Annotated in this window: 24 protein-coding genes and 1 other annotated feature; all 24 genes read left to right on the top strand. The window is 49.3% G+C overall.

Annotated features, from left to right (window positions below):
- Positions 1 to 2 precede the first annotated feature (2 nt).
- The 24 genes from murD to pyrE all read left to right on the top strand — a co-directional run bounded on the left by murD (position 3) and on the right by pyrE (position 25,854).
- Positions 3 to 1,349, top strand: coding sequence for a UDP-N-acetylmuramoyl-L-alanine--D-glutamate ligase (murD, locus tag ACZGCQ_RS07535; RefSeq protein WP_481265963.1), 1,347 nt, complete (start codon positions 3 to 5; stop codon positions 1,347 to 1,349).
- Complete coding sequence (gene murG / locus ACZGCQ_RS07530; protein WP_481265962.1) at positions 1,346 to 2,440, top strand: undecaprenyldiphospho-muramoylpentapeptide beta-N-acetylglucosaminyltransferase; 1,095 nt, start codon at positions 1,346 to 1,348, stop codon at positions 2,438 to 2,440. Before murD ends, murG begins: the two co-directional genes overlap by 4 nt.
- 60 nt (positions 2,441 to 2,500) lie before the next feature.
- Positions 2,501 to 3,280, top strand: a complete 780-nt coding sequence (locus ACZGCQ_RS07525; RefSeq protein WP_214727007.1) for a cell division protein FtsQ/DivIB — start codon at positions 2,501 to 2,503, stop codon at positions 3,278 to 3,280.
- A 229-nt stretch (positions 3,281 to 3,509) separates the two neighbouring features.
- A complete protein-coding gene (gene ftsA, locus ACZGCQ_RS07520) occupies positions 3,510 to 4,814 on the top strand; it encodes a cell division protein FtsA (protein WP_223040588.1) in 1,305 nt (434 codons plus the stop codon).
- 47 nt (positions 4,815 to 4,861) lie between these two features.
- Positions 4,862 to 6,016 carry a cell division protein FtsZ gene (gene ftsZ, locus ACZGCQ_RS07515; RefSeq protein ID WP_029342137.1) on the top strand — a complete coding sequence of 385 codons (1,155 nt, stop codon included), beginning with the start codon at positions 4,862 to 4,864 and terminating at the stop codon, positions 6,014 to 6,016.
- An 84-nt stretch (positions 6,017 to 6,100) separates the two neighbouring features.
- The gene (gene pgeF / locus ACZGCQ_RS07510) at positions 6,101 to 6,877 is read left to right on the top strand and encodes a peptidoglycan editing factor PgeF (RefSeq protein WP_069940846.1); all 777 of its coding nucleotides are present in this window, start codon (positions 6,101 to 6,103) and stop codon (positions 6,875 to 6,877) included.
- The gene (locus ACZGCQ_RS07505; protein WP_214727017.1) at positions 6,864 to 7,535 is read left to right on the top strand and encodes a YggS family pyridoxal phosphate-dependent enzyme; all 672 of its coding nucleotides are present in this window, start codon (positions 6,864 to 6,866) and stop codon (positions 7,533 to 7,535) included. Before pgeF ends, ACZGCQ_RS07505 begins: the two co-directional genes overlap by 14 nt.
- Positions 7,536 to 7,728: 193 nt before the next feature.
- A complete protein-coding gene (locus ACZGCQ_RS07500; protein WP_231496839.1) occupies positions 7,729 to 8,055 on the top strand; it encodes a cell division protein SepF in 327 nt (108 codons plus the stop codon).
- A 2-nt stretch (positions 8,056 to 8,057) separates the two neighbouring features.
- A complete protein-coding gene (locus ACZGCQ_RS07495; RefSeq protein ID WP_023468796.1) occupies positions 8,058 to 8,333 on the top strand; it encodes a YggT family protein in 276 nt (91 codons plus the stop codon).
- Complete coding sequence (locus tag ACZGCQ_RS07490) at positions 8,330 to 9,100, top strand: YlmH family RNA-binding protein (protein WP_029342133.1); 771 nt, start codon at positions 8,330 to 8,332, stop codon at positions 9,098 to 9,100. Before ACZGCQ_RS07495 ends, ACZGCQ_RS07490 begins: the two co-directional genes overlap by 4 nt.
- 25 nt (positions 9,101 to 9,125) lie before the next feature.
- Entirely contained in the window at positions 9,126 to 9,647 is a 522-nt protein-coding gene (locus ACZGCQ_RS07485) for a DivIVA domain-containing protein (protein ID WP_023468794.1), read from the top strand.
- 1 nt (position 9,648) lies between these two features.
- Positions 9,649 to 9,889: a binding site (T-box leader), on the top strand.
- Between the two features lie 57 nt (positions 9,890 to 9,946).
- Positions 9,947 to 12,682: an isoleucine--tRNA ligase gene (gene ileS / locus ACZGCQ_RS07480; protein WP_481265961.1), complete on the top strand. Its 2,736-nt coding sequence runs from the start codon at positions 9,947 to 9,949 to the stop codon at positions 12,680 to 12,682.
- 72 nt (positions 12,683 to 12,754) lie between these two features.
- Positions 12,755 to 13,231, top strand: coding sequence for a signal peptidase II (gene lspA / locus ACZGCQ_RS07475; protein ID WP_029342131.1), 477 nt, complete (start codon positions 12,755 to 12,757; stop codon positions 13,229 to 13,231).
- Positions 13,228 to 14,151 carry an RluA family pseudouridine synthase gene (locus tag ACZGCQ_RS07470; RefSeq protein WP_047393734.1) on the top strand — a complete coding sequence of 308 codons (924 nt, stop codon included), beginning with the start codon at positions 13,228 to 13,230 and terminating at the stop codon, positions 14,149 to 14,151. The genes lspA and ACZGCQ_RS07470 overlap by 4 nt, the downstream gene beginning before the upstream one ends.
- 248 nt (positions 14,152 to 14,399) lie before the next feature.
- On the top strand, positions 14,400 to 14,930 hold the full coding sequence (pyrR, locus tag ACZGCQ_RS07465; protein WP_029342129.1) for a bifunctional pyr operon transcriptional regulator/uracil phosphoribosyltransferase PyrR: 531 nt from the start codon (positions 14,400 to 14,402) through the stop codon (positions 14,928 to 14,930).
- 51 nt (positions 14,931 to 14,981) lie between these two features.
- On the top strand, positions 14,982 to 16,295 hold the full coding sequence (locus ACZGCQ_RS07460; protein ID WP_029342128.1) for a uracil-xanthine permease family protein: 1,314 nt from the start codon (positions 14,982 to 14,984) through the stop codon (positions 16,293 to 16,295).
- 123 nt (positions 16,296 to 16,418) lie between these two features.
- Positions 16,419 to 17,354 carry an aspartate carbamoyltransferase catalytic subunit gene (locus tag ACZGCQ_RS07455; protein WP_214807503.1) on the top strand — a complete coding sequence of 312 codons (936 nt, stop codon included), beginning with the start codon at positions 16,419 to 16,421 and terminating at the stop codon, positions 17,352 to 17,354.
- Positions 17,338 to 18,609, top strand: a complete 1,272-nt coding sequence (locus tag ACZGCQ_RS07450; protein WP_029342126.1) for a dihydroorotase — start codon at positions 17,338 to 17,340, stop codon at positions 18,607 to 18,609. The genes ACZGCQ_RS07455 and ACZGCQ_RS07450 overlap by 17 nt, the downstream gene beginning before the upstream one ends.
- A complete protein-coding gene (locus tag ACZGCQ_RS07445) occupies positions 18,602 to 19,690 on the top strand; it encodes a carbamoyl phosphate synthase small subunit (protein ID WP_481265960.1) in 1,089 nt (362 codons plus the stop codon). The genes ACZGCQ_RS07450 and ACZGCQ_RS07445 overlap by 8 nt, the downstream gene beginning before the upstream one ends.
- The gene (gene carB, locus ACZGCQ_RS07440; RefSeq protein WP_481265959.1) at positions 19,683 to 22,892 is read left to right on the top strand and encodes a carbamoyl-phosphate synthase large subunit; all 3,210 of its coding nucleotides are present in this window, start codon (positions 19,683 to 19,685) and stop codon (positions 22,890 to 22,892) included. The genes ACZGCQ_RS07445 and carB overlap by 8 nt, the downstream gene beginning before the upstream one ends.
- Positions 22,889 to 23,620 (top strand): dihydroorotate dehydrogenase electron transfer subunit, encoded by a 732-nt coding sequence (locus tag ACZGCQ_RS07435; RefSeq protein ID WP_481265958.1) that lies wholly within the window; start codon positions 22,889 to 22,891, stop codon positions 23,618 to 23,620. Before carB ends, ACZGCQ_RS07435 begins: the two co-directional genes overlap by 4 nt.
- Complete coding sequence (locus tag ACZGCQ_RS07430) at positions 23,617 to 24,549, top strand: dihydroorotate dehydrogenase (RefSeq protein ID WP_481265957.1); 933 nt, start codon at positions 23,617 to 23,619, stop codon at positions 24,547 to 24,549. Before ACZGCQ_RS07435 ends, ACZGCQ_RS07430 begins: the two co-directional genes overlap by 4 nt.
- Positions 24,524 to 25,225: an orotidine-5'-phosphate decarboxylase gene (pyrF, locus tag ACZGCQ_RS07425; RefSeq protein WP_214727050.1), complete on the top strand. Its 702-nt coding sequence runs from the start codon at positions 24,524 to 24,526 to the stop codon at positions 25,223 to 25,225. Before ACZGCQ_RS07430 ends, pyrF begins: the two co-directional genes overlap by 26 nt.
- Positions 25,213 to 25,854 carry an orotate phosphoribosyltransferase gene (pyrE, locus tag ACZGCQ_RS07420; RefSeq protein WP_481266371.1) on the top strand — a complete coding sequence of 214 codons (642 nt, stop codon included), beginning with the start codon at positions 25,213 to 25,215 and terminating at the stop codon, positions 25,852 to 25,854. Before pyrF ends, pyrE begins: the two co-directional genes overlap by 13 nt.
- Positions 25,855 to 25,921 lie beyond the last annotated feature (67 nt).

The raw sequence follows: 25,921 nt of genomic DNA, 5'->3' as shown, positions 1-25,921 counted from the left end.
CAATGGAACAACGACAATGGAATGATCAAAAAGTGCTCGTTCTCGGAACGGCGAAAAGTGGAATCGCAGCCGCCCGGTATTTAGTGAGTGTCGGTGCAGAGGTAACAGTGAATGACGGGAAAACTCCGTCTGAGAGTGATCAAGCAGCGCTTGCATCACTCGACGTCAAAACGGTTTACGGTGAGCACCCACTCGCATTACTCGACGGAATTGACTTGATCGTCAAGAACCCAGGGATTCCGTATCAGATCGATTTATTACAAGAAGCGCTACGACGCAATATTCCGATTTGGACAGAGGTAGAACTGGCGTATCAAGCAACAGATGCGACGTGGATTGCCATTACAGGATCAAACGGGAAAACGACGACGACGACGCTTGTTCACGAATTGTTGAAAACGGGGTCTCGCCGTGTTCATTTGGCAGGAAACATTGGATTCCCAGCAATTGAAATCGCAGGTCAGGCGAAACAAGATGACATCATCGTCATTGAATTATCGAGTTTTCAATTGATGGGGATCGAGCAGTTCCGACCGTACACGGCAGCCTTTTTGAATTTATCACCGGCACATCTGGATTATCATGGTGATTTTCAATCGTATGGCGAAGCGAAAGCCCGGATCTTTAAGAACATGAAAGAAACAGATCGTCTTGTCTTGAATGCCGATGATGTTTCCGTCAATGCGCTCGGAAAGACTGCTGAAGTAACGCCGCTCTTGTTCTCTCGTCGTCAATCGGCGTATGCAGAAGTCATAAACGATACGTTGACAATCAATGGAACGAGTATCTTACCTGTTGATGAACTTGCTCTCGGTGGTGGGCATAATGTCGAGAACGTTCTCGCAGCCTTAACACTCGTCGAACCATTTAACTTAGCATTATCTGACGTTCAACATGTTCTACGGACGTTCGGTGGTGTAGAGCACCGGACACAGTTCGTTGGTGAAGTTGCTGGACGAAAAGTTTACAACGACTCAAAAGCGACGAATAATGTTGCGACGGAAGCGGCGTTATCCGGATTTACGGCACCCATCATCTGGTTATGTGGCGGACTCGAGCGTGGAGCGGATTTGACACCGTTACTCGATGCAATGAAGCATGTTAAACATGTCATTGGGCTTGGTGAGACGGGTCACCGTTTTGGAACGCTTGCATCAGAAAATGGCTATGCGTCAACTGTCGTTGAGGCGATGGATGAAGCCGTGAAAGTAGCGTTTGAAGTATCGCAACCTGGCGACATCATTCTTCTGTCACCAGCATCTGCTAGTTGGGATCAATATAAGACATATGAGGAGCGCGGCGAGCATTTCGTTCGTGCCGTACATGAAGTAGGAGGAACAACAGTATGAAAATCGTCGTCTCTGGAGGCGGTACAGGGGGGCATATCTATCCTGCGCTCGCCATGATTCGGGAACTGGAACAACGCACGTCATGTGAGGTCCTTTATATCGGAACAGAAAATGGTCTCGAGGCAGATATCGTCCGTCGCGCGGGAATTCCGTTTGAATCGATTGAGATTTCTGGTATCCGTCGTTCCTTGTCGTTCGAAAACGTCAAGACCGGTATCCGGTTCGTCAAGAGCGTCCGGCGTGTTCGTCGACTATTGCGTCAGTTCCAACCGGATATCGTCGTCGGTACAGGTGGGTTCGTTTGTGGACCGGTATTGTATACGGCTGCAAAAATGGGTTTTAAGACACTCGTTCATGAACAAAACAGTTTACCTGGTATCACGAATAAATTCTTAGCTCGGTATGTAGATCGTGTGGCACTCTCTTTTAAAGGGTCTGGACATCACTTCGGTAAGAATGAGGCGAAGACGGTTTTGATTGGAAATCCGCGTGCTTCTGAAGTGGCAGAGCTCAACATCAATCCGCTTGAAGAACGACAACGTTTCGGTTTTGAGGAAGGACGTCCTCTCATCGTCATCTACGGTGGTAGTCGTGGCGCACCTGCGATCAACGAAGCAGTCGTCGATATGATGCCAAAGGTCGAACAAGCAGGATGGTCGCTCCTCTTCGTTACGGGTCAAATTCATTACGATACGATTGTGTCACGCGTTGGTTCCGTACCAGAACGCATTCAACTTCGCCCATTCGTATATGATTTACCGAACATCTTAAAAGCAAGTCAACTCGTCATTTCGCGTTCAGGAGCAAGTACGCTTGCAGAGCTGACGACACTCGGTTTACCAAGTGTTCTCATCCCGAGTCCTTACGTGACGGAAAATCATCAAGAGGTCAATGCCTCATCGCTCGTCGAGACAGGTGCGAGTCTATTGATTCGTGAACAGGAACTGACGGGTGATCGGTTGTTTGAGGCATGTGAAAAAGCATTAGCACAACAACAAATGATGTCTGAAGCGGCGCTTGCGCTCGGTATGCCGAATGCTTCACAGGACTTAGTTGATGAATTGTTACGATTGACGGCACAAAAAAACTAAACTATTGCAGGAAAAGACCGATAGGGAAATGAACTGTTACGTATAGAGGGGGAATGAGACGTGAGGGAACGGAGAACGGTCGGACGACCACAAGAGGACGAGAACGTCCGTAGTCTCGAAGATAAGATACCTTATATCCGTGAACAACGTCGCAAAAAAGCCAACCGAAGACTCATTTATGTCCTGATTCTGATTGGTCTATTGGTCGGTGTCGTCTTTTATCTACAATCGAGTTATTCTCGGGTTGCTCAATTTGATATCGATGGTAACGTTAATGTGAAATCTGCTGATATCTTGCAAGCATCCGGGATTAAGGTGAAGGAAACTCATGCCTTTAATGTATCGGAGGAAGACGTTCTTGAGCGAATCGAGAAGGTTCCAGGTATTCAAGAAGCGACGATGCAAAAACAGTTTTTGCATCAATATCGCGTGACGGTGACGGAAGAGAAAGAGATCGCTTACGCGAAGGATAAACCGGGAGACCGGATCGTGCTGGCGGACGGGACGATCATTCCTGGAAAGTCGAAGGAGGAATTGTTCGATGCTCCGATCTTGACAGGATTCACGGATCAGTCATTAAATCGATTGACGAAGGAACTCGTAAAAATCGAGCCGAAAGTACGCAGCCGGATTTCCGAAATCGTCGCAAACGATAAGACGGACAAAGGTGGTCTGAAGTTATTCATGACGGATGGGAATACGGTATTACTCAGTACGTCTGCCTTTTCAAATTCCTTAAATGAATACGTGAAGGTCATTTCTGCCTTACCGAAAGGAAAGACGGGAACAATTACAATTGATGGCGGTATCTATTTCAAACCATATAAAGGAAAAAAATAGAAGATTCGTAATGAGCTAACGAACAAAAAAACAAACGTGTGTTTTCATTCGGCGACCGTTGTTCGAATCGTCATCAAATCGTAATCTATTCAAACGCTAAGACGGGCAATAACTTCTTTTCGTAAGTATTTATATAGTGTAGACTTAAACGAGAAGAAGCCTGTCCTATTCTTAGAATATAATTAGGAATAAAAAGGATTAGTATTATGAAAGTGGAGGTGTCACTCCCATGGAAACGAAAGGTACGATTGCCGCACTCGACATAGGGACATCGGAGGTGAAACTCATCGTCGGTGAACTACTTGGTGGAACGCTGAACGTTCTTGCTGAAGGTTCTGCACCATCCGCGGGTGTTAAACGAGGTGTCATCGTTGACATCGATCAAACGGTACATGCCATTAAACAAGCGGTCACAGAAGTGGAACGGACACTTGGTGAACCAATTGGTGAAGTATATGTCGCTATTTCTGGCGAACACATTCAAGTGAAGGATTGCCAAGGCATGACGTCCATCAAAGGTGAGGACAATGAAATCACGGATGATGACGTGAAGGATGTATTACATTCTGCGATGGTCATGCGAATTCCAAACGAACTCAGTGTCGTGGATGTCCTGCCGAAGACGTTTACGGTCGATCAGCAGACAGAAATCACTGATCCGAGAGGAATGATTGGTTATCGTCTCGAAGTAACAGGAAAGCTCATCATCGGAGCAAAGACGATCCTACATAGCATTAAACGTTCCATTGAACGGGCTGGTTTAGAGCTTGCTGGATATGTGCTGGAGAGTTTAGCGGTATCTAGAATCGCAGCATCGATTGATGAACTCGAACTCGGTGTTGGAATCATCGACATCGGACATGAGACGACGACACTTTCCATCTATGAAAAGAATGATCTCGTCTACTCGACGACGTTGCCATACGGTGGCGATCATCTGACACGTGATTTGACGTATAAGATGAATTGTAAATATCAAGATGCGAAGCTCGCAAAAGAAGAGTACGGTGTTGCACTTGAAGCACTCGGTGATCCGGAAGAGAAAGTTTCTTACGTCACGATCAACGGGGAACATCGTTTCGAGCCACAATCGGAAATCGGTTTCGTGTTAGAAGCGCGACTTGAAGAAATCTTCGAGATGATTCAAAAACGAATGACGCAAGCCGGATACGCTCATATGAACAGCGGTTTAATCTTGTGTGGCGGAAGTTCTTCATTGCCGGGAATTGACCAGCTCGGGAAACGAATCTTTAAGCAAAGCGTCAATGTCTATCAACCTGCTAGTCTTGGCATTCGTCATCCGAAGTATGCCGTCGCAGCTGGTATGTTACGTTATGTACTTTCACGAAGCGCCGTATCGAAATCAGGTTTCGACCGGGCGGAAGAAAAGGAAGTCGTAGCACACGGACGTGAACAGGATGCACCGCTCATGAACGAACAAGCGACACCTGTTCGAGAAGAACGGTCGACACGTGAACAGCCTCCAAAAGAGAAAAAGTCATTCAGCAGTTTCTTTGAGAAATTCTTTGGTTAATGCCTACAAAAAATCCAATGAGTAAAAAATATTAGGGGGCCCTTTTTATGTTGCATTTTGATGAAATGATGGACCAAGTAGCAAAAATCAAGGTCATCGGTGTAGGTGGTGGCGGTTCGAACGCCGTCAACCGAATGATTGAACACGGTGTCCAAGGCGTAGAATTCATCGCAGTAAACACGGATGCGCAGGCATTGAACATGTCACAAGCTGACGTAAAACTACAACTCGGTGCTAAATTAACACGCGGTCTCGGTGCGGGTGCCAATCCGGAAATCGGTAAAAAAGCGGCGGAAGAGAGCCGTGAGCAATTAACGGAAATCCTTTCTGGCGCTGACATGGTCTTCGTCACAGCGGGAATGGGTGGCGGAACGGGTACAGGAGCTGCTCCTGTCATCGCGGAGATTTCAAAAGAGATCGGCGCATTGACAGTCGGTGTCGTTACAAAACCATTCATGTTTGAAGGACGCAAACGGATGCAACATGCTGTTTCAGGTGTCCAGAACTTCAAAGAAAAAGTCGATACGTTAATCGTCATCCCGAACGACAAGTTGCTTGAAATTGTCGATCGGAACACACCAATGCTTGAAGCGTTCAAAGAAGCGGATAACGTCTTGCGTCAAGGTGTACAAGGTATTACCGACTTGATCGCCGTACCTGGTCTCATCAACCTCGACTTCGCCGATGTGAAGACGATCATGACCGAAAAAGGTTCTGCATTGATGGGTGTAGGTGTCGCAACAGGCGAACACCGTGCGACGGAAGCAGCGAAAAAAGCGATTTCGAGTCCGTTGCTTGAGACATCAATCGAAGGCGCAAAAGGTGTTCTGATGAACATCACGGGTAGTGCGAACCTTAGCTTGTACGAAGTGACGGAAGCCGCACAAATCGTTCAGAGTGCAGCCGATGAGGAAGTCAACTTGATCTTCGGTTCTGTCATCAACGATAACCTCGAAGATGAAATCATCGTTACAGTCATCGCGACAGAGTTCGAAAACGAACCACTCGATTTCGAAATTCCATCGGCACAAGAGATGATGAAGAATCTTCTAAAGAAAAAACAAGCGACTCCACCACCAACAGAGGAGTCAAAACCACAAGTCGAAGAGACACCTGTCAGCTCGAATCCTGAACCGGCTAAAGCGCCAGATGTCGAAGAAACGATGGACATCCCATCTTTCCTTCGCCGGAATAATCGTTGATCGATGTTCCAGTGACACGACTGCTAAACGATGAGGTGTCGCGAAAGCGGCGCCTCTTTTTTTAAAATCAAAGGAGGCATGAACATGTTTGGACAATGGATCAAATGGGATACACCGACAGGTACCGTACGTGCCGCCTTTACGACGAAGTTCGCTGCCCCTCATGAAAACGGAAATTTAGGATTACATGTCAACGATGATCGCGACGGTGTCATCCAGAACCGACAAGTCATCGCACGTCAGCTTGATCTATCCCTCGAGAACTCGATTTGGGCACAGCAAGTTCACGGAAATCACGTCGAACAGGTGACGACACTTGACTCTGGGCGCGGTGCTTTGGATTACGAAACAGCGATTCCGGGTACAGATGGATTGGTGACGACTGATTCGAATGTTTTATTGATGATGCTCTTCGCTGACTGTGTTCCGCTTGTCTTCTGTGATCCGACGACAGGAATCATCGCGAATACGCACGCCGGTTGGCGCGGAACTGTCGGCAATATCGTCGAGGAAACAGTCAAGCAAATGGAACGTGCGGGTGCGAGTCGTTCATCGATTCAAATGGTCATTGGTCCCTCGATCCGTGATTGTTGTTACGAAGTCGATCAACCCGTCATCGATGCAATCGATGCGCTTGAACTCGATGAGACTCCTTACATACGCAAGGAAGATGGAAAAGCGATGTTATCGCTACAAAAAACGAACGCTGCGCTAGCTGAGCGTTGTGGAGTCGGTGACGTCCTGGACACAGGTCTATGTACACACTGTCAGGCGGAAGATTACTTCTCTTATCGCCACGGCGACCACGGTGGTCGCTTTGCAAGTTTGATCGTAAAGGAGTCATTGGATGTCAATTCTTGATAATGTACAAGAGGTTACGAAACGAATGGAACAAGCAAGCGAAAAGAGTTCTTCTGAAAAGCAGGTACAGTTGATTGGCGTGACGAAATCAGTCTCAAGTCAAGTTGCTTCTGAATTATTAGCGGCAGGCGTGACACATCTCGGAGAAAACCGTCCGGATGGACTACTTGAAAAACAGGCGGAACTCGGACGAACGGCATGTACGTGGCACTTCATCGGTACGTTACAGACACGTAAAGTTCGTCAAATCATCGATGCCATTGACGTGTTGCATTCCCTCGACCGTCTTCATTTGGCGGAAGAGATCAATAAACGAACGGACCGAATCATTGATTGTTTCATTCAAGTCAACGTTTCTGGAGAAGAATCGAAGCAAGGCATTGCACCTGAGGATGTACCGTCGTTCTTACATGAAATCGGTCAGTATCCAGCGATTCGTGTCATCGGACTGATGACGATGGCACCGTTAACGGAAGATGCGACGCGTATCCGTGAGGTATTTCGTTCATTAAAAACATTGCAAGAAGAGGTCAAGGCGAAAAAATTGTCGTATGCTCCATGTATGGAGTTATCTATGGGAATGTCGTCTGATTTTGAAATCGCCATCGAAGAAGGGGCGACGTTCGTCCGAATCGGGACGACGCTCGTTCACACCTAAACGAGAAGAAGGGAGAATGGATATGGGTTTTAAATCAAAAATGCAAAATCTATTTCTCGGCAACAGCGACGATTTAGATGAACTTGAATATGAAAATGATGCTACAATAAATAAAGGTAGAGGTGCTTCACAACAAGAGTATGAAGAGTATTACGAGGAATCTACCCCAAGTGTTACTCAAAAGGAGGACAGCGTGAGACAATCGAATATCGTGCCGCTTCATGCGACGAAAAAAACGAAATCGCAAGTTATTTTGAGTGAACCACGTGTCTTCAACGAAGCCCAGGAAATCGGGGAACATCTTCGTCAGAACCGTGCTGTCATCGTCAATATGCAGCGTATGTCAAAAGATCAATCACGACAGATGATCAATTTCTTATCTGGTGTCGTCTTCGCTCTCGATGGAACGATTACGACGATCAGTCAGAATACCCTCCTCTGTGTTCCGAACAACGTCGAGTTGGCTGGTAGCATCTCGAATCTTCTTGGAGAAGATGATATTAATCATAAGGGGTGGTAAGTATGGATTCTCAAGTGATGTACGCAATTGGTCGTACATTGAGTACGTTATTACAGTATTACAGTTACGTCATGATCGTTTATATCCTGCTATCGTGGTTCCCGAATGCCCGTGATTCGAAATTCGGACAAGTGCTCGCAATGTTAGTCGAGCCATTCCTAGCGCCCTTCCGTCGTATCATCCCGCCTATCGGGGGCATGCTGGATATCTCGCCGATTGTAGCCTTCCTCGTCTTGAACTTGGCTCAATCGGGCATTCGAGCAATCTTTTTAGTATGAGCGTATACGATCATTATCGTGGAAGCGAGCGGGAATTCGTCGATTCAGTCTTGAACTGGATCGATCATGTGGAAGCGACCTATACGTTCAAATTAACGGATTTCCTAGATCCACGTGAACAACAAATCACACAAGAACTCGTCGGTTCGAAATGCGCCCTCTTTTTTGAGGGCGGTTTCGAAGGCGCTGAACGTAAACGGGCAATCCTCGCACCAGATTATTATGAATACAACGCGGATGACTTTGACATCTCCATCTATCGCATTCATTATCCTACTAAATTCGTTGAACTTTCTCATCGTCAAGTCACCGGTACATTATTGAACGTCGGATTGAAACGAGCCAAATTCGGCGACGTCATCATCCAGGATCAAGTACAATTTGCCGTCGCGGACGAAGTCGCGACCTATATCGAAGCAAACGTCGAACGAGCAGGGAAGACGAAGATTCGTCTTTCACGTGTTGAGGCGGAAGACCGTTTGAAAGTGAAGGATCAAGAGTGGGAAGAGACACTTGGGTTCGTCAGTTCACTCCGGTTCGATACGGTCGTGAGTGAAATTCTCGGCTTCTCACGTCAAAAAGCACAGACGCTCATTAAACAAGGTGAAAGTAAGGTCAATTATAAAGTAGTGGATGATTCGAGTTTCATGCTAGAAGAAGGCGATTTGCTTTCCTTGCGTGGAACAGGACGTGTCAAGTTGATTGCAATCCTCGGATCAACAAAACGTGACCGGATCAAGCTGCAATACGGTATTTTAAAAGGATAAGATAAATGCGGAGGAGGAATTCATCATGCCATTAACGCCACTCGATATTCATAATAAGGAGTTCACACGAAAGTTTCGCGGCTATGACGAAGATGAAGTGAACGAATTCCTAGATCAAGTCATCAAGGATTTTGAATTGTTGTTGCGTGAGAATCGTCAACAACAGGAAGTCATTCAAAACATGCAAGCACGCGTTGATTACTTTAGTTCGATGGAAGAAACATTGAACAAATCGATCATTGTCGCACAGGAAGCGGCTGAAGAAGTCAAAGCCAATGCTTCAAAAGAAGCGAGCTTGATCCTAAAGCAAGCAGAACGTGAAGCAGAGCAGTTGCAAGATGCGGCGCAACGCCGGGCACAACGGACAGACTTCGAAGTAGAGCAAATGCGCAAAAAAATCGAACTCTATCGTAATCGATTCAAAGTATTGATCGATGCACAGATGGAATTATTGACGAGCCATGACTGGGATGCGTTTGATTTCTCTTCTCGTGGAGCGCTTGACGATGTTCCAGCAGTTGCGTATAATGACGACGATGTCGTATAAATAAAAATCAATGACAAGGACACGTCGCATCTTGGACGGTTGACAGCGAATCGGGGAATGGTGGAAGCCCGAACAACGAAAAAGATGGGGTATCCCCTTGGAGTGCATGACTGAACGTTCGCTGAACAGTAAGTCATGCCGGCTCACTCCCGTTATCGAGTACTTAAGCGGTCTTGTGTCGTCGAATTGACGAGCAGGATTAGTAGGGTGGTACCGCGAGTTCAGCCAAGCTCGTCCCTATCTCAGGGATGAGCTTGGCTTTTTTTGTACTTTTAAAGCGAAAGGTGAGAGATGGTCAGATGGATTACAAAGAAACCTTATTGATGATGAAAACGGAGTTTTTAATGCGAGGCAACTTGCCGAAACGTGAACCAGATATGCAAGCACGTTGGGAAGAGATGGACCTCTACGCTGCGGTCCAAGAAAAAAATGCTGGGAAGCCAACGTTCATCCTTCACGATGGTCCTCCGTATGCGAATGGTGACATCCACATGGGTCACGGATTGAATAAAGTTTTAAAGGACATTATCGTTCGTTATAAATCGATGAATGGCTTCCAGTCGCCTTACGTACCAGGTTGGGACACACACGGATTACCAATCGAAACAGCACTTCAAAAAGCCGGCGTTGATCGTAAATCGATGACGGTCGCGGAATTCCGTGAATTATGTGCGAAATATGCGCTCGAACAAGTCGATCACCAACGCGAGCAATTCAAACGCCTCGGCGTTCTCGGTGACTATGACAACCCATATATCACCCTGCAACCAGAATTTGAAGCAGCGCAAATTCGTTTATTCGGAGATATGGCGAACAAAGGCTATATCTATAAAGGGAAGAAGCCAGTCTATTGGTCACCATCTTCTGAATCGGCACTCGCTGAAGCAGAAATCGAATATCAGGATAAACGATCAGCTGCCATCTATGTCGCGTTCCAAGTCATGGACGGAAAAAACATCTTAGAGCCGACGGATCATTTCGTCATCTGGACGACGACACCATGGACGATTCCAGCGAACCTTGGAATCTCTGTCAGTGCGGAACTGACGTATGCGCGGATCGAATATCAAGGAAAAGGCTATATCGTAGCGGAAACACTCGTTCCTGAAGTCATCGAAGCACTCGGATGGGAAGATGCAACAGTCGGACGTGTCTTCAATGGTGCGGACTTCGAGTACATCAAGGCAAAACATCCGCTTTACGATCGTGAATCACTCGTCATGCTTGGCGATCACGTTACAGCAGAAGCGACAGGTGTCGTTCATACAGCTCCAGGTCACGGGGAAGATGACTTCCGCATCGGTCAAGCGTACGGTCTTGACGTCCTTTGCCCAGTTGACGATAAAGGAGTCATGACAGCAGAAGCTCCTGGATTTGAAGGTATGTTCTATGAGGATGCGAACAAAGAAATCGGTCTCGCCCTCGAAGAAGCAGGAGCTCTCTTAAAACTATCGTTCATCAAACACTCGTATCCACACGACTGGCGGACGAAAAAACCGGTCATCTTCCGGGCAACGCCACAGTGGTTCGCTTCAATCAAAGACTTCCGTGCAGAAATCCTTGATGAGATCAAAGGCGTCCAGTGGGTACCAGAGTGGGGCGAAACACGTCTTCACAACATGTTTAAAGACCGCGGCGACTGGGTCATCTCACGTCAACGTGCTTGGGGCGTTCCACTTCCAATCTTCTACGCTGAAGACGGTACGGAAATCGTCACACCGGAAACGATTGATCATATCGCTAACCTGTTCGCAGCTCACGGATCAAACGTCTGGTATGAGCGCGAAGCAGTCGACTTGCTTCCTGAAGGATTCACACATCCAGCAAGCCCGAACGGTATCTTCAAAAAAGAAACGGACATCATGGATGTCTGGTTCGATTCTGGTTCATCACATGCCGGTGTCCTTGCGACACGTCCTGAATTGACGCGTCCGGCGGATCTCTATCTTGAAGGATCTGACCAATACCGCGGTTGGTTTAACTCTTCGTTATCGACATCTGTCGCAACGACAGGGAAAGCACCATATAAAGCGGTCGTCAGTCACGGATTCGTCTTGGATGGTCAAGGTCGTAAGATGTCTAAATCGATCGGTAACACGATCGCACCGATCCAAGTCATGCAACAATTCGGAGCAGAGATTCTTCGCTTATGGGTCGCATCTGTTGATTATCAAGCCGATGTCCGGGCGTCGATGGATAACTTCAAACAAGTCTCAGAGTCATACCGGAAAATCCGCAACACGGTTCGTTTCCTTCTCGGAAACTTGGATCAATTCGATCCTGCGGCGCATCGTGTCGCATTTGAAGACTTACCAGAGTCAGACCGTTTCATGCGGACGAAATTGGACCAACTTGTTGGAAAAGTAAAAGCGGCATATGATGCGTACGACTTCATGTCGGTCTATCAATTGCTCCACAACTTCTGCGTCCTTGATTTGTCGTCGTTCTACCTCGATTACACGAAAGATATCCTGTATATCGAAAAAGCAGACGCGACGTCGCGTCGTGCGGTTCAGACGGTCATGTATGATACAGTCGTCGCCTTGTTGCAATTGATGGCACCTGTCCTGCCACACACAGCAGACGAAGCATGGGAGTTCGTACCAGCTGTTGAGACGAAGAGTATCTTCTTGACGGACCTTCCGGAAACGATCGAAGTCTCAGAAGAAGGACTTGCCCTCATCGAGAAATGGAACGCGTTCCTGACGTTCCGCGATGATGTCTTAAAAGCACTCGAGGAAGCACGCGTTGAGAAACTCGTCGGTAAGACACTTGAAGCGAAACTCTTAATTGCGCCGAAAGAAGAAACAAAAGCCTTGCTCGGAACAATCGATCATCTTGAGCAGTTACTCCAAGTCTCACAACTCGAATTCGTGGAAACAGCGGATAAGACGTATGAGACGACCGGCATCACGGTTCAAAAAGCTGACGGTGAAAAATGTGAACGTTGTTGGACATATTCGACGGAACTCGGACAAGATCCGGCTCATCCGACGCTTTGCCCACGTTGTACTGAAGTCGTCAATTCTTTATAATGATACAAAGGGAGGGGCGACTGCGACTTCGCAGGACGTCCCTCATTATTTTTGGATGCGGAGGACAATAGGATGTGGCTTTACTTAGGGATTGCTGCTTTACTCGTTGGAATCGACCAGTTAACGAAATGGATCGTCGTTCAAAACATGACGATCGGTCAAGCGATCACGGTCATTCCGGATTTCTTTTATCTCAACTCGTATCGGAATCGAGGCGCTGCGTGGGGAATGCTCGAAGGTAAATTCGGCTTTTTCTTCATCGTTACGGTCGTCGTCGTCATTGGATTGATTTACTTCCTCTACAAGGAAGGCACGAAAAATAAGGTATTTGCTTGGAGCATCGCGTTATTGCTCAGTGGTGCGATCGGAAATTTCATTGATCGAATGGCACGAGGAGAAGTCGTTGATTTCTTCCACTTCTTCCCGTTCGGCTATAATTTTCCGATCTTTAATGTCGCAGACGTTTGTTTGACGTTTGGTGTCATCGCGATGCTGATCAGCGTCATGTTCGAAGAACGGTTGACTAAGAAAGGAACGATGGATAAATGAATGAAGTAGAAACATGGTCCGTGCAAGCGGATGGAGCGACAGGGCGCATTGATAAATGGCTCGCAGAACAAAACGATTGGTCGCGTTCGCAAGTACAGGAATGGTTGAAAGCGGGACGTGTCGAAGTCGATGGTCGTGTCGTCAAACCGAACTATAAATTATCGGGAACGGAATCGATTGTCGTTCATATCCCGGAAGCGGTGGAGCTCGAGATCTTACCGGAAGACATCCCACTTGATGTCGTCTATGAGGACTCGGACGTCATCGTCGTCAACAAACCAAAAGGGATGGTCGTTCACCCGGCGGCAGGTCATGTCTCAGGAACGCTCGTCAACGCCTTATTACACCACTGTCAAGATCTCTCAGGCATCAATGGCGTCAAACGTCCAGGAATCGTTCACCGGATCGATAAGGATACATCAGGTCTCTTGATGGTCGCTAAGAACGACTTAGCGCATGAATCGCTTGCGCATCAATTAAAAGAGAAGACGACAGAACGTCTTTACATCGCGCTCGTACACGGTGAAATCCCGCACGAACTCGGAACAATCGAAGCGCCAATCGGACGCGATAAGAACGACCGTCAACGGATGACGGTAACGGATAAGAATTCAAAGTCTGCCGTAACCCATTTCCGTGTGCTTGATCGGTACGAAGGCTTTACGGTCGTTGAATGTAAACTTGAAACAGGACGGACACACCAAATCCGTGTCCATATGCGTTATATCGGTTTCCCGCTTGCAGGTGACCCGAAATATGGTCCACGCAAGACGATGAAAATGAACGGTCAAGCCTTGCATGCTGCGGTTCTCGGTTTCGAACATCCACGCACAGGCGAGTGGATGCGGTTTGAAGCACCACTCCCAGAAGAGATGACATTTGAAATCGGTCAATTGAAAAAACTTGAATTAGAGTCTTGACGTTTTTCTAATAAAACGGTAGAGTATCACCTAGAGAGCGATGCGAGACATCCTCTACTGACACTTCGGTCGTCCGAGCGACGATCCTACCAAACTAATATCACCTTTAATCGAGTCCGGAGAGGCTGCGAAAGGGAGAACCTACCACGATTGTGTGTAGGCATGCATACAATACGTATGCCATGATTCTGTCTTCGATGACCTTCTGCGGATTCCCGCAGAAGGTCTTTTGTATGAAAGGAGAAACTATGAAACCAGCCGTCATCTTAGATGAAGCCGCGATTGGACGTGCACTGACACGGATCGCCCATGAAATCATCGAACGAAACAAAGGGATTCATGATTTGATGATCGTCGGAATCAAGACGCGTGGCGAGACACTCGCTCGTCGCCTTGCGAAGCGAATCGAACAAATCGAAGGAAAACCGGTCTTACTCGGTGTCGTCGACATCTCGATGTACCGGGATGACTTGTCGAAACGAAGTTTAGAACCAGAAATTAAAGGTTCTGATTTACCGGAAGACATCACCGGGAAAATCGTCGTCCTCGTTGACGATGTCCTCTACACAGGACGCACCGTTCGCGCCGCGATGGACGCGCTCGTCGACCACGGAAGACCAAGTATGATTCAACTCGCTGTCCTCGTCGACCGCGGACATCGGGAGTTACCGATTCGACCAGATTTCATCGGTAAGAACGTCCCGACATCCCGTGAGGAACAAGTCGTCGTCGCGCTTTCTGAAGTCGATGAAGCCGATCAAGTATTCATTAAACGCTAAAATTCAAAACCTTTAAGGTGGTCCAGAGAGACCAGAAAGGGAGTCATCCATATGGCAAAACATGCCGCAGTACTTGATGTACAAGAAGTACCTACTCACCCTCTAAACTGGCTGATGCTCAGCCTGCAACACGTCTTCGCGATGTTTGGTGCGACCGTGCTCGTCCCGCTCTTAACGGGACTCAACACATCGGTCGCGCTCGTCGCAAGCGGAGTCGGCACACTGATTTTCCTCGCCGTTACCCGCTTCAAAGTACCCACATATCTTGGTTCGAGTTTTGCCTACATTGCCCCGATCATTGCCGTCAGTGAACGGTGGGGTGTCGAGGATGCCTTAATCGGCGGAATGGTCGCTGGACTCGTTTACGGACTTGTCTCACTCCTCATCCGCTACACGGGAGCTGCTTGGTTGCTTCGCTTACTCCCGCCGGTTGTCATCGGACCGGTCATCATGGTCATCGGTTTATCGCTCGCCCCGACCGCTGTCAACATGGCGATGAACGGAGCGGACGGTAAGTACAACGGACTGTACTTCCTCGTCGCGATGGTCACACTCGGTGTCACACTCCTTGCGATGACGTACTTAAAAGGAATGTGGAGCACGATTCCGATCCTGTTCGGGATCACGGTTGGTTATCTCGTTGCGGCATCGGTCGGAATCATTGACTTCACACCACTGCAACAAGCCACGTTCTTCCACGTGCCGGACTTCACGATTCCGTTCCTGAGTTACACACCATCGTGGAATACAGCAGCCTTGCTACTAATCGTTCCCGTGACGCTCGTCACACTGACGGAACACATCGGCGAACAAAAAGTGACATCACGCATCATCGGGCGCGAGACGCTCCTTGATCCAGGGATGCACCGGACCGTACTTGGCGACGGGATTGCGAAGACAGTCGCTTCGATGCTCGGTGGACCACCAGTTACGACCTACGGTGAAAACAACGGTGTCATGTCAATCACTCGCGTCTATAGTGTCTTTGTCCTAGGTGGTGCGGCGGTTCTTGCGATCAGTTTCGGTTTCCTCGGATATGTCGAAGGGTTCATCAAGACGATTCCGACACCAGTCATGGGCGGGATCAGTATCCTCTTATTCGGAGTCATCGCGTCAAACGGTCTCCGGACGCTGACGGAAAGTAAGATTGATCTTGCCGATAAACGAAACTTGACGATTACAGCCGTCATTCTCGTCACGGGTATCGGAGGCGCAGCGCTCAAAATCGGCAACTTCTCTCTCGAAGGGATGGCACTGGCGACGATTCTTGGGATCATCCTGAATCTAGTCCTTCCGAAAACGACAGAGCAGGTCGAAGAAACAACGGAAACCTCTACAACTCAATCCGTAGCTAACAACTTTTAAGACGTTCCGAGAGAACGATAAAGTGAGGGCCATGAAAAGATGCAGGGAATCACTCTGCCTTCTTTCGGCGCACCTTCACTTAGAAGGTGCGCCTTTTTCATGACCTGAAAAGGAGTGAATGATATGAAGACGATCCTAAAAAACCGGCATTTCGTCAATTTAGAAAGCTTATCCACGACAGAGATCAATTCTTTGATTGAGCGCAGTCTCGCTTTTAAACGGGGCGAGCCAGCACCAGATTTTTCCGATAAGACACTCGTCAATCTGTTCTTTGAAAACTCGACCCGGACACGCTCTTCCTTTGAGATGGCAGAGCATCGCCTGAACATGTATCTACTACCGTTCGAAACCGCGACTTCCTCCGTACAAAAAGGGGAGACGTTACGCGATACGTGCAAGACGCTTGAAGCAATCGGCGCAGATGGGTTGGTCATTCGTCACGGGGCGACCGGCTATTACGAAGAACTACTAGCAACGCTCGATATTCCGATCATCAATGCGGGAGACGGGAGCGGTCAACATCCGTCCCAGTCCTTACTCGATCTGATGACGATGGTCGAGACGTACGGAACGGTCGAAGGAAAAGTCGTCGTCATCTGTGGGGACTTACAACATAGTCGCGTCGCCCGGTCGAATGCGGATATCTTAAAGCGACTCGGTGCCATCGTCTATGGATCAGGACCAGTTGAGTGGTACGATCCGGCGATGGGGATTCCACATCTTTCGATGGATGAAGCCGTCGAACAGTGCGACATCTTGATGTTACTGCGTGTCCAGCACGAACGGCATGACGGGACGACTCGATTTGATCCAGCAGACTATCACGCGACGTATGGATTAACGCATGAGCGGATGAACCGTCTGAAGAATTCCGCAATCGTGCTTCATCCGGCACCGGTCAATCGAGGAGTCGAGATTGCCGACGAACTGGTTGAACATCCGCGATCACGGATCTTTGAACAGATGAAAAACGGTGTCTTTGCCCGCATGGCGATTCTGGAATGGTGCTTTTCAACGAAATCAATCAAAGGAGACGATGAAGATGATAACACGAATTGAGAATGCAAGATGGTTCGAGGCGGGACAAGTTCGGACGGGGGATATTCGAATCGATGACGGGAAAATTACGGATTTAGCAGCAACACCACAAGCTGGAGAAACGGTCATTGATGCATCCGGCTTATTCGTTGCACCAGGATTCGTCGACATCCATGTCCATCTACGGGAACCGGGTGGCGAACATAAGGAAACGATTGCGACCGGCACAGCAGCGGCGGCAGCGGGAGGATTCACGACGATTTGTCCGATGCCGAACACGCGTCCTGTACCGGACGATCGCCAAACACTCGATGCCTTGTTCCGAAAGATTGAAGAAACGGCGTCCGTCCGGGTTTTGCCTTACGCGGCGATTTCAAAAAATCAACTCGGACAAGAACTCGTCGCGTTCGACCAACTAACAGATGCTGTTGCGTTCACGGATGACGGTGTCGGTGTCCAGACGGCAGCAGTCATGCGGACAGCGATGCAACAAGCGGCACGGCTCGGGAAAACGATCGTTGCCCACTGCGAAGATGATTCATTAAAAGCAGGGTGTGTGCACGAGGGGAACTATAGTCGACGAGAAGGACTACAAGGTATTCCATCGCTTGCTGAGAGTATCCACATCGCCCGGGATGTCCTGATCGCCGAAGAGACTGGCTGCCATTACCATGTTTGTCACGTTTCGACGAAAGAATCGGTCCGTGTCATCCGTGATGCGAAACGAGCCGGGATCCGGGTGACGGCAGAAGTCACACCACACCATCTCGTGTTGATCGATGAAGACATACCGAATCAGGATCCGAACTTTAAAATGAATCCTCCCCTGCGGAGTGAAGCGGATCGCCAAGCATTGCTCGAGGGGCTAGCGGACGGAACGATTGATTGCATCGCGACCGATCATGCTCCTCATGCGGCAGAAGAGAAGGCACTCGGTATCGAACGCGCGCCGTTCGGCATCACAGGGTTTGAGACGGCCTTCCCATTGCTCTATACGAAACTCGTCGCTGAAGGTGAGATGACACTTGAAACACTGATTCGGAATTTGACAGACAAGGCAGCAGCGATCTTTGAACTTCCTTACGGCAAACTCGAAGTGGGAGCGGAAGCAGATTTGGTTCTGCTTGATTTAGAAACAGAGCGGACCATATCACCGGAACGATTCCGCTCAAAAGGTAAGAACACACCGTTCGCAGGAGAACGGTTAAAAGGATTCCCGGTCATGACGCTCGTCAAGGGAGAAATCGTATTCAAGGAGGACACAGCACATGCGTAAACGGACACTGATACTAGAGGATGGGATGACGTTTGAAGGAACAGCGTTTGGCTCGGATACGACAACAACAGGAGAAGTCGTCTTTCAGACCGGAATGACAGGGTATCAAGAAATGTTATCGGATCCATCTTACTGCGATCAGATGATCGTGTTGACGAATCCGTTGATTGGAAACTACGGGATTAACCGAGAAGATTATGAAACGACGCGTCCACTCGCTAAAGCATTGATCGTACGTGAACATTGTCAGACACCGTCGAACTTCCGGAGTGAGATGACCCTCGATGCAGCACTCCAAGATCTCGACATCCCAGGATTAAGTGGAATCGATACGCGTCAACTGACACGACATATCCGTTCGAAAGGCGTCATGCGCGGACGACTTGTTGATGGTGAGTTCGATTTAGCAGCAGAACTGATTCATCTTCAAAACGCACCAATCGAGACGGATCAAGTCAAGCGGGCCTCGACGGAACGAGCGTACATCATTCCGGGCGCTGGACCGCGGATTGTCCTCGTCGACTTCGGTGCGAAGCTCGGAATCGTCCGCGAACTCGTCAAACGCGGCTGTGAAGTCGTCGTCGTGCCCTACGACGTTAGTGCAACGGAAGTCTTACGCTATCGTCCAGACGGTGTGATGCTGTCGAACGGACCAGGGAATCCAAAGGATGTCCCGACAGCGATTCCGATGATTCAAGAATTGACGGGAAAAGTTGTCATCTTCGGCATCTGTCTCGGTCATCAGTTGATCGCACTAGCGCATGGAGCGGATACGTTCAAACTCCCATTCGGTCACCGAGGGGCGAATCATCCAGTCCAAGATATCCGGACAGGTCGCGTCGATATCACGTCGCAAAATCACGGGTATGCCGTCGACGAACAGTCATTACGTGATACCGTGCTTGAAGTGACGCATCTTGCGATCAACGACGGAACAGTCGAAGGAATTCGTCATACGACAGCAGCGGTCTTCTCGGTCCAGTACCATCCGGAAGCATCACCTGGTCCAATGGATGCGAACGGTCTATTCCAACAGTTTTTAGAAGAAATCACGAAACAACAGGAGGTCTCTCATGCCTAAACGTCAAGATATCCAGAAAATTCTCGTTATCGGATCCGGTCCAATCGTGATCGGACAAGCAGCTGAATTCGACTACGCGGGAACACAAGCGTGTCAAGCCTTGAAGGAAGAAGGATATGAAGTCATCCTCGTCAACTCGAACCCAGCAACGATCATGACGGATCCAACAGTCGCTGATCGTGTCTACATCGAGCCCCTCCAAGCAGAGTTCGTCTCGCGGATCATCCGCAAGGAACGTCCTGATGCCTTGCTTGCGACACTCGGAGGTCAAACGGGTCTGAACTTGGCTGTCGAACTGGATCGTCTCGGTGTCCTTGCTGAGTATGGTGTCGAGTTACTCGGTACGAAATTGTCAGCAATCGAAGAGGCAGAAGATCGTGATTTGTTCCGTCAACTGATGTTTAAACGTGGGCATGGTGTGCCGGACAGTGAAATCGTGCATACGCTTGAAGAGGCACAACAATTCCGGCAACAGATCGGTTTACCGATCATCATCCGTCCGGCGTATACGCTTGGAGGAACGGGCGGTGGAATCGCCAACACACCAGAAGAGTTCACGCGAATCGTCGAAGGGGGACTCAAGGCAAGTCCGGCCACACAAGTACTCCTTGAAAAATCAATTGCCGGGATGAAGGAAGTCGAGTTCGAAGTCATGCGCGATGCGACGAATCAGGCGATCATCGTCTGTGCGATGGAAAACTTCGATCCCGTCGGTGTTCATACTGGAGACTCGATCGTCTTCGCTCCGACACAAACGCTATCGGATCGCGATTATCAATTGCTACGAAACGTCTCGCTCGATATCATTCGTGCACTCGGGATTGAGGGTGGATGTAACATCCAGTTCGCACTGGATCCGACGAGCTTCGACTACTATGTCATCGAAGTCAATCCACGTGTCTCACGCTCGTCTGCACTCGCGTCAAAAGCAACGGGTTACCCAATCGCAAAACTGGCTGCGAAGATTGCCGTCGGGTATGCCTTATCCGAATTAAAGAACCCGATCACCGAGACAAGTTTTGCTTCCTTCGAACCGGCACTCGATTATGTCGTCGCCAAGATTCCGCGCTGGCCGTTCGATAAATTCGAAACGGCAGACCGGACACTCGGCACACAGATGAAAGCAACTGGTGAGGTCATGGCAATGGGACGGACGATGGAAGAGGCCTTACTAAAAGCCGTTCGTTCACTCGAAATCGGTACAGCGGATCTGTATATGCCACGCTTCATCGAAATGGCAGACGATGCCTTACAACAAGCGATTCGCCAAGCGACGGACGATCGACTTTTCGCCTTGTACGCGGGCTTCGTCCGCGGTTACAGCGTCGAACAGATTCATGACTGGACGGCGATTGATTGCCTGTTCCTTGAAAAGTTGCACCATATTTGGCAGCTCGAGCAATCGGTCGCAGCTGGTTTGACACCTAAACTACTCCTGCATGTGAAGCGCTATGGATTCAGTGACCCGATGCTCGCCCGAATCACGGGACAAACGGAAACGGAAATTCGCCGGATGCGTGAAGTACAAGCGATTCATCCGGTCTATAAGATGGTCGATACGTGTGCGGCAGAGTTCGCGTCCGATACGCCGTACTACTACGGAACATACGAACGTGAAAATGAAGCGATCGCGACGAACCGTTCTTCGATTCTCGTCTTAGGATCAGGTCCGATCCGGATTGGTCAAGGAGTCGAGTTCGATTATGCGACAGTCCATTCGATTCAAGCGATTCGACAAGCCGGCTACGAAGCAATCATCGTCAACAACAATCCGGAAACCGTGTCGACCGACTTCTCGATTTCCGATCGTCTTTACTTTGAACCATTGACGACGGAGGATGTACTGGAAGTCATCCGAAATGAACGTCCACTCGGTGTCATCGTCCAGTTCGGTGGACAGACAGCGATCAACTTAGCCGAGTCATTAGCAGCAGAAGGTGTAAAGATTCTCGGGACATCGCTTGAGGATCTTGACCGAGCTGAGGACCGGAAGCAGTTCGAAGCAGCGTTGACGGCGCTCGACATTCCACAGCCACCGGGTAAAACGGCCGTGACAGTCGAAGAAGCGGTCACGGCAGCGGCGTCACTCGGTTACCCAGTCCTCGTTCGTCCATCGTATGTCCTCGGCGGTCGGGCAATGGAAATCGTCTATGCTCAAGAAGAACTCGAACATTACATGAAACACGCGGTCATCGCCTCACCGGAACGACCGGTCCTCGTCGACCGCTACCTGACAGGAATCGAACTCGAAGTCGACGCGATCTGTGACGGAACGGATGTCGTCATTCCAGGCATCATGGAGCATATCGAACGTGCCGGTGTTCACTCGGGTGACTCGATTGGTGTCTATCCGCCACAACGTGTCTCCCAAGACATCAAGGACCGGATCGTCGACTACACGACACGGATCGCGAAAGCATTCGGCATCAAAGGCTTACTCAACATCCAGTTCGTCTACGCGGATGGCGCCCTCTATGTCCTTGAAGTTAATCCGCGTGCCAGCCGGACGGTGCCATTCATCTCGAAAGTGACGGGACTTCCGGTCGCGCGTCTCGCAACGGATATCATTCTCGGTGAGACACTTGCTTCTTATGGGTTAACAAGTGGTGTCCTACCGGAAGAACCACTCGTCTCGGTTAAAGTGCCGGTCTTCTCATTTGCGAAGCTTAAAGAAGTTGATCCGACGCTCGGACCGGAAATGAAATCGACTGGTGAAGTCATCGGAACGGACCGGACGCTCGAAAAAGCGCTCTATAAAGGGTTGCTCGCATCAGGGATGGCGATTCCAGAGCACGGTCGTGTCCTCTTGACAGTCGCAGATCCAGATAAAGCAGAAATGACGGATCTCGCACGACGCTTTGCCTCACTTGGATTCACGTTACTTGCAACGGAAGGAACGGCAGCGTACTTGACGGAGCAAGGATTACCGGTCCAGACGGTCGGCAAAATCGACTCGTCTTCCGAATCGATGCTCGACGTGATTGAAAAAGGGGAGATCGAATACGTCATCAATACGATGAGTCGGGACTCGCAAGTCACGAAAGATGGCTTCATCATTCGCCGGGCAGCAGCCGAGAATCAAGTCGTCTGTCTGACATCACTCGATACAGCGGAAGCAATTCTACGTGTCATCGAAAGTCGCTCGTTTGAAGCCAGTGCAATCCAAGCCTTCACACATGAAAAGAAAGTGGTGATCCAATGAAGCAACTCTTGACGGTCGTCTCTCGACGAACGGTAGCTCAAGGTGCGACAGAACTCGTCTGTCGCCTCGAGCAACCTCAGGTCATCGCGCCAGGGCGATTCATGCATCTTCGCGTCGGGCCACTCTTACGCCGACCGATCTCGATTGCCCGGGTCGACCATGATTTGATCACGTTTCTCTTTAAAGAAATCGGACAAGGAACAGCAGAACTGGCTTCCTTGCGTCCGGATGATACAATCGATGCCCTCGGTCCGCTCGGAAACGGGTTTCCGATCAATGCAATCGATCGAGAGCAAAGGGTCATCCTCGTCGGTGGTGGGATCGGTGTCCCGCCGCTGTATGAGACGATGCGCCAACTTGTCGCCCGGGGCGTGACATGTGAAGCGATTCTAGGATTTGATACGGCAACAAGTGTTTTTTACGAAGCGGAATTCCAAGCGCTCGGAAAGACGACGGTCACGACCGTCGATGGGACGCATGGTACGAAAGGGTTCGTTACGGCAGCCTTACGTCCGGAAAGCTACGATGTCCTACTCGCCTGCGGACCGGAACCGATGTTAAAGTCACTACAGCAACAACCGATCGAGCATAAGTATCTGTCGATTGAAAATCGGATGGGGTGCGGTATCGGAGCATGCTTTGCCTGTGTCTGTCAAACACCGACAGGCGGGTACGTCAAGACGTGTTCCGATGGTCCCGTCTTTCGGGCAGAGGAGGTCGTATTATGACGGAACGATTACGTGTCGAGTTGCCGGGACTTTCTTTAAAAAATCCGATCATGCCAGCATCCGGATGTTTTGGATTCGGTGAGGAATATGCGAAGTTGTATGATTTATCAGAGCTTGGGGCGATCATGATTAAAGCAGCGACGGGGGAAGAACGCTACGGAAACCCGACGCCGCGTGTCGCAGAGAGTGGCATGGGGATGTTGAATGCGATCGGTCTCCAAAACCCGGGTGTCGATGGCATCCTAACGAATAAATTGCCTTTCCTCGAGATGTTCGATACGGCAATTATTGCCAATGTCGCGGGTTCGACACCGGAAGAATATGAGCTCGTCGCAGAAAAAATGAGTCGGCATCCTGGCATTCATGCACTGGAATTAAATATTTCCTGTCCGAACGTCAAATCTGGAGGGATTCAATTCGGAACGGATCCGTTGCTTGCCGCTGAGTTGACCCGACGTGTCAAACGAGTCTCGACTAAACCGGTCTACGTCAAACTATCACCGAACGTCACCTCGATCGTCGAGATGGCACGTGCCGTCGAAGCAGCAGGCGCAGACGGACTGACAATGATCAATACACTCGTCGGGATGCGAATCGATGTCCGGACGGGGCAACCAATCCTTGCCAATCGGATTGGTGGATTATCCGGTCCATCAATCAAACCGGTCGCGATTCGGATGATTCATGATGTCGCGCAAGTCGTTTCGATCCCAATCATCGGCATGGGTGGCGTGATGGAGGTCGATGACGTCTTGGAAATGATTTACGCTGGGGCTTCGGCTGTTGCCGTCGGTACCGCAAACTTCGTCAATCCATATATCTGTCAAGAATTGATTCAGCAGTTACCGGAACGCATGGACGAACTGGGTATCGATCATATTTTAGACATCAGGGGGAAAGCATATGAATCAACTTTACATCGCGCTTGATTTTCCGACCGAAGCAGAAGTCTTTTCGTTTCTCGAACGGTTCGAAACGACACGACCGGCCGTGAAAGTCGGGATGGAATTGTTTTATGCAGCAGGCGGAACGTTCGTCCGTAAACTCGTCGAGCGTGGACACGCGGTATTCCTCGATGTCAAAGTCCACGACATTCCAGAAACGGCGCGCCGGACGATGCGTATCATCGGACAGCTAGGCGTCGAACTGACGAACGTCCATGTTGCCGGTGGGAGAGAGATGATGATCGCAGCCCGAGAAGGACTGCGTGAGACGAACGCCGAGACACAACTAATTGGCGTGACTCAGTTGACATCGACGGATGAAGCGATGTTACGCGATTTAAAGATTGAAGGAGCGATGCCAACAGTCGTTCGTAAGTATGCGCAACTCGCAGAAGCAGCGGGACTAGACGGTATCGTCTGTTCAGCACTCGATCTTCCGGAATTAGTTACAGCCTGCCGAGCAGATTTTCGGTTCGTCACACCCGGCATTCGTCCGACGAACAGTCAAGCGGATGATCAAAAGCGTGTCGCGACCGTTCTTGACGCTCGTCAAAATGGAGCGTCGGATTTAGTGATCGGTCGTCCGATTACACGTGCTGAACATCCAGAACAGGTCTATCAGATGTTACTTGAACAATGGAAGGGGCAATTCTCATGGTAAATCCAATCGCTAGTGCGTTACTCCGTATTGAAGCCGTCACCTTATCGCCAAACGATCCATACACATGGGCGAGTGGACTTCGTTCACCAATCTATTGTGATAATCGTTTGACGCTCTCGTACCCGGAAGTTCGTTCGTTGATTGCGGATGCACTCGCAGAGAAAGTGAAGCGACTTGCAGTCGATGTGATTGCGGGAACCGCGACGGCAGGTATTCCACACGCAGCATTCGTCGCGGAACGATTAGGATTACCGATGGTCTACGTACGTAGTGGCAACAAGAAACACGGTAAAGGGAATCAAATCGAAGGTGTCATTCAGCCTGGACAACGTGTCGTCGTCATCGAAGATTTATTATCGACGGGGATGTCTGCGATCGAGGCAGCGGAAGCCTTGCAAGCGAAAGGGGCAGATGTCGTTCGCATTCAAGCGATCTTCTCATACGGGATGGAGCGCTTATCAAACAATCTCCGCGACGCAAAAATTGAAGCGGATGCATTACTGACGTTTGAAGCGTTACTCGAAACGGCGCAACAACAAGGCGATATTACTATAGAAGAGCAAAAACAGTTGGCGGATTGGTCGAAAGATCCAGTTGCTTGGAGTGAACGTTTTACAGCGAACGTTTAAAATCGATAGATTCCGTCGGACGACCTACGATTTCTCGTGTGAGATTTGGTACACTAGAAAAATAAAG

The organism is Exiguobacterium sp. HSB13 (assembly GCF_056764755.1).
The sequence above is the reverse complement of the archived record's forward strand: the minus strand, read 5'-3'. Positions and strand labels throughout refer to the sequence as shown.

Coding starts and splice junctions, on each gene's coding strand:
- ACZGCQ_RS07460 (WP_029342128.1), top strand. CDS start 14,982: ATGGCAAAACATGCCGCAGTACTTGATGTACAAGAAGTACCTACTCAC.
- ACZGCQ_RS07435 (WP_481265958.1), top strand. CDS start 22,889: ATGAAGCAACTCTTGACGGTCGTCTCTCGACGAACGGTAGCTCAAGGT.
- ACZGCQ_RS07490 (WP_029342133.1), top strand. CDS start 8,330: ATGAGCGTATACGATCATTATCGTGGAAGCGAGCGGGAATTCGTCGAT.
- pyrR (WP_029342129.1), top strand. CDS start 14,400: ATGAAACCAGCCGTCATCTTAGATGAAGCCGCGATTGGACGTGCACTG.
- pyrF (WP_214727050.1), top strand. CDS start 24,524: ATGAATCAACTTTACATCGCGCTTGATTTTCCGACCGAAGCAGAAGTC.
- pgeF (WP_069940846.1), top strand. CDS start 6,101: ATGTTTGGACAATGGATCAAATGGGATACACCGACAGGTACCGTACGT.
- ACZGCQ_RS07470 (WP_047393734.1), top strand. CDS start 13,228: ATGAATGAAGTAGAAACATGGTCCGTGCAAGCGGATGGAGCGACAGGG.
- ACZGCQ_RS07485 (WP_023468794.1), top strand. CDS start 9,126: ATGCCATTAACGCCACTCGATATTCATAATAAGGAGTTCACACGAAAG.
- ACZGCQ_RS07430 (WP_481265957.1), top strand. CDS start 23,617: ATGACGGAACGATTACGTGTCGAGTTGCCGGGACTTTCTTTAAAAAAT.
- murG (WP_481265962.1), top strand. CDS start 1,346: ATGAAAATCGTCGTCTCTGGAGGCGGTACAGGGGGGCATATCTATCCT.
- ACZGCQ_RS07450 (WP_029342126.1), top strand. CDS start 17,338: ATGATAACACGAATTGAGAATGCAAGATGGTTCGAGGCGGGACAAGTT.
- ACZGCQ_RS07505 (WP_214727017.1), top strand. CDS start 6,864: ATGTCAATTCTTGATAATGTACAAGAGGTTACGAAACGAATGGAACAA.
- ftsZ (WP_029342137.1), top strand. CDS start 4,862: ATGTTGCATTTTGATGAAATGATGGACCAAGTAGCAAAAATCAAGGTC.
- lspA (WP_029342131.1), top strand. CDS start 12,755: ATGTGGCTTTACTTAGGGATTGCTGCTTTACTCGTTGGAATCGACCAG.
- ACZGCQ_RS07455 (WP_214807503.1), top strand. CDS start 16,419: ATGAAGACGATCCTAAAAAACCGGCATTTCGTCAATTTAGAAAGCTTA.
- ACZGCQ_RS07445 (WP_481265960.1), top strand. CDS start 18,602: ATGCGTAAACGGACACTGATACTAGAGGATGGGATGACGTTTGAAGGA.
- carB (WP_481265959.1), top strand. CDS start 19,683: ATGCCTAAACGTCAAGATATCCAGAAAATTCTCGTTATCGGATCCGGT.
- murD (WP_481265963.1), top strand. CDS start 3: ATGGAACAACGACAATGGAATGATCAAAAAGTGCTCGTTCTCGGAACG.
- ACZGCQ_RS07495 (WP_023468796.1), top strand. CDS start 8,058: ATGGATTCTCAAGTGATGTACGCAATTGGTCGTACATTGAGTACGTTA.
- ftsA (WP_223040588.1), top strand. CDS start 3,510: ATGGAAACGAAAGGTACGATTGCCGCACTCGACATAGGGACATCGGAG.
- ileS (WP_481265961.1), top strand. CDS start 9,947: ATGGATTACAAAGAAACCTTATTGATGATGAAAACGGAGTTTTTAATG.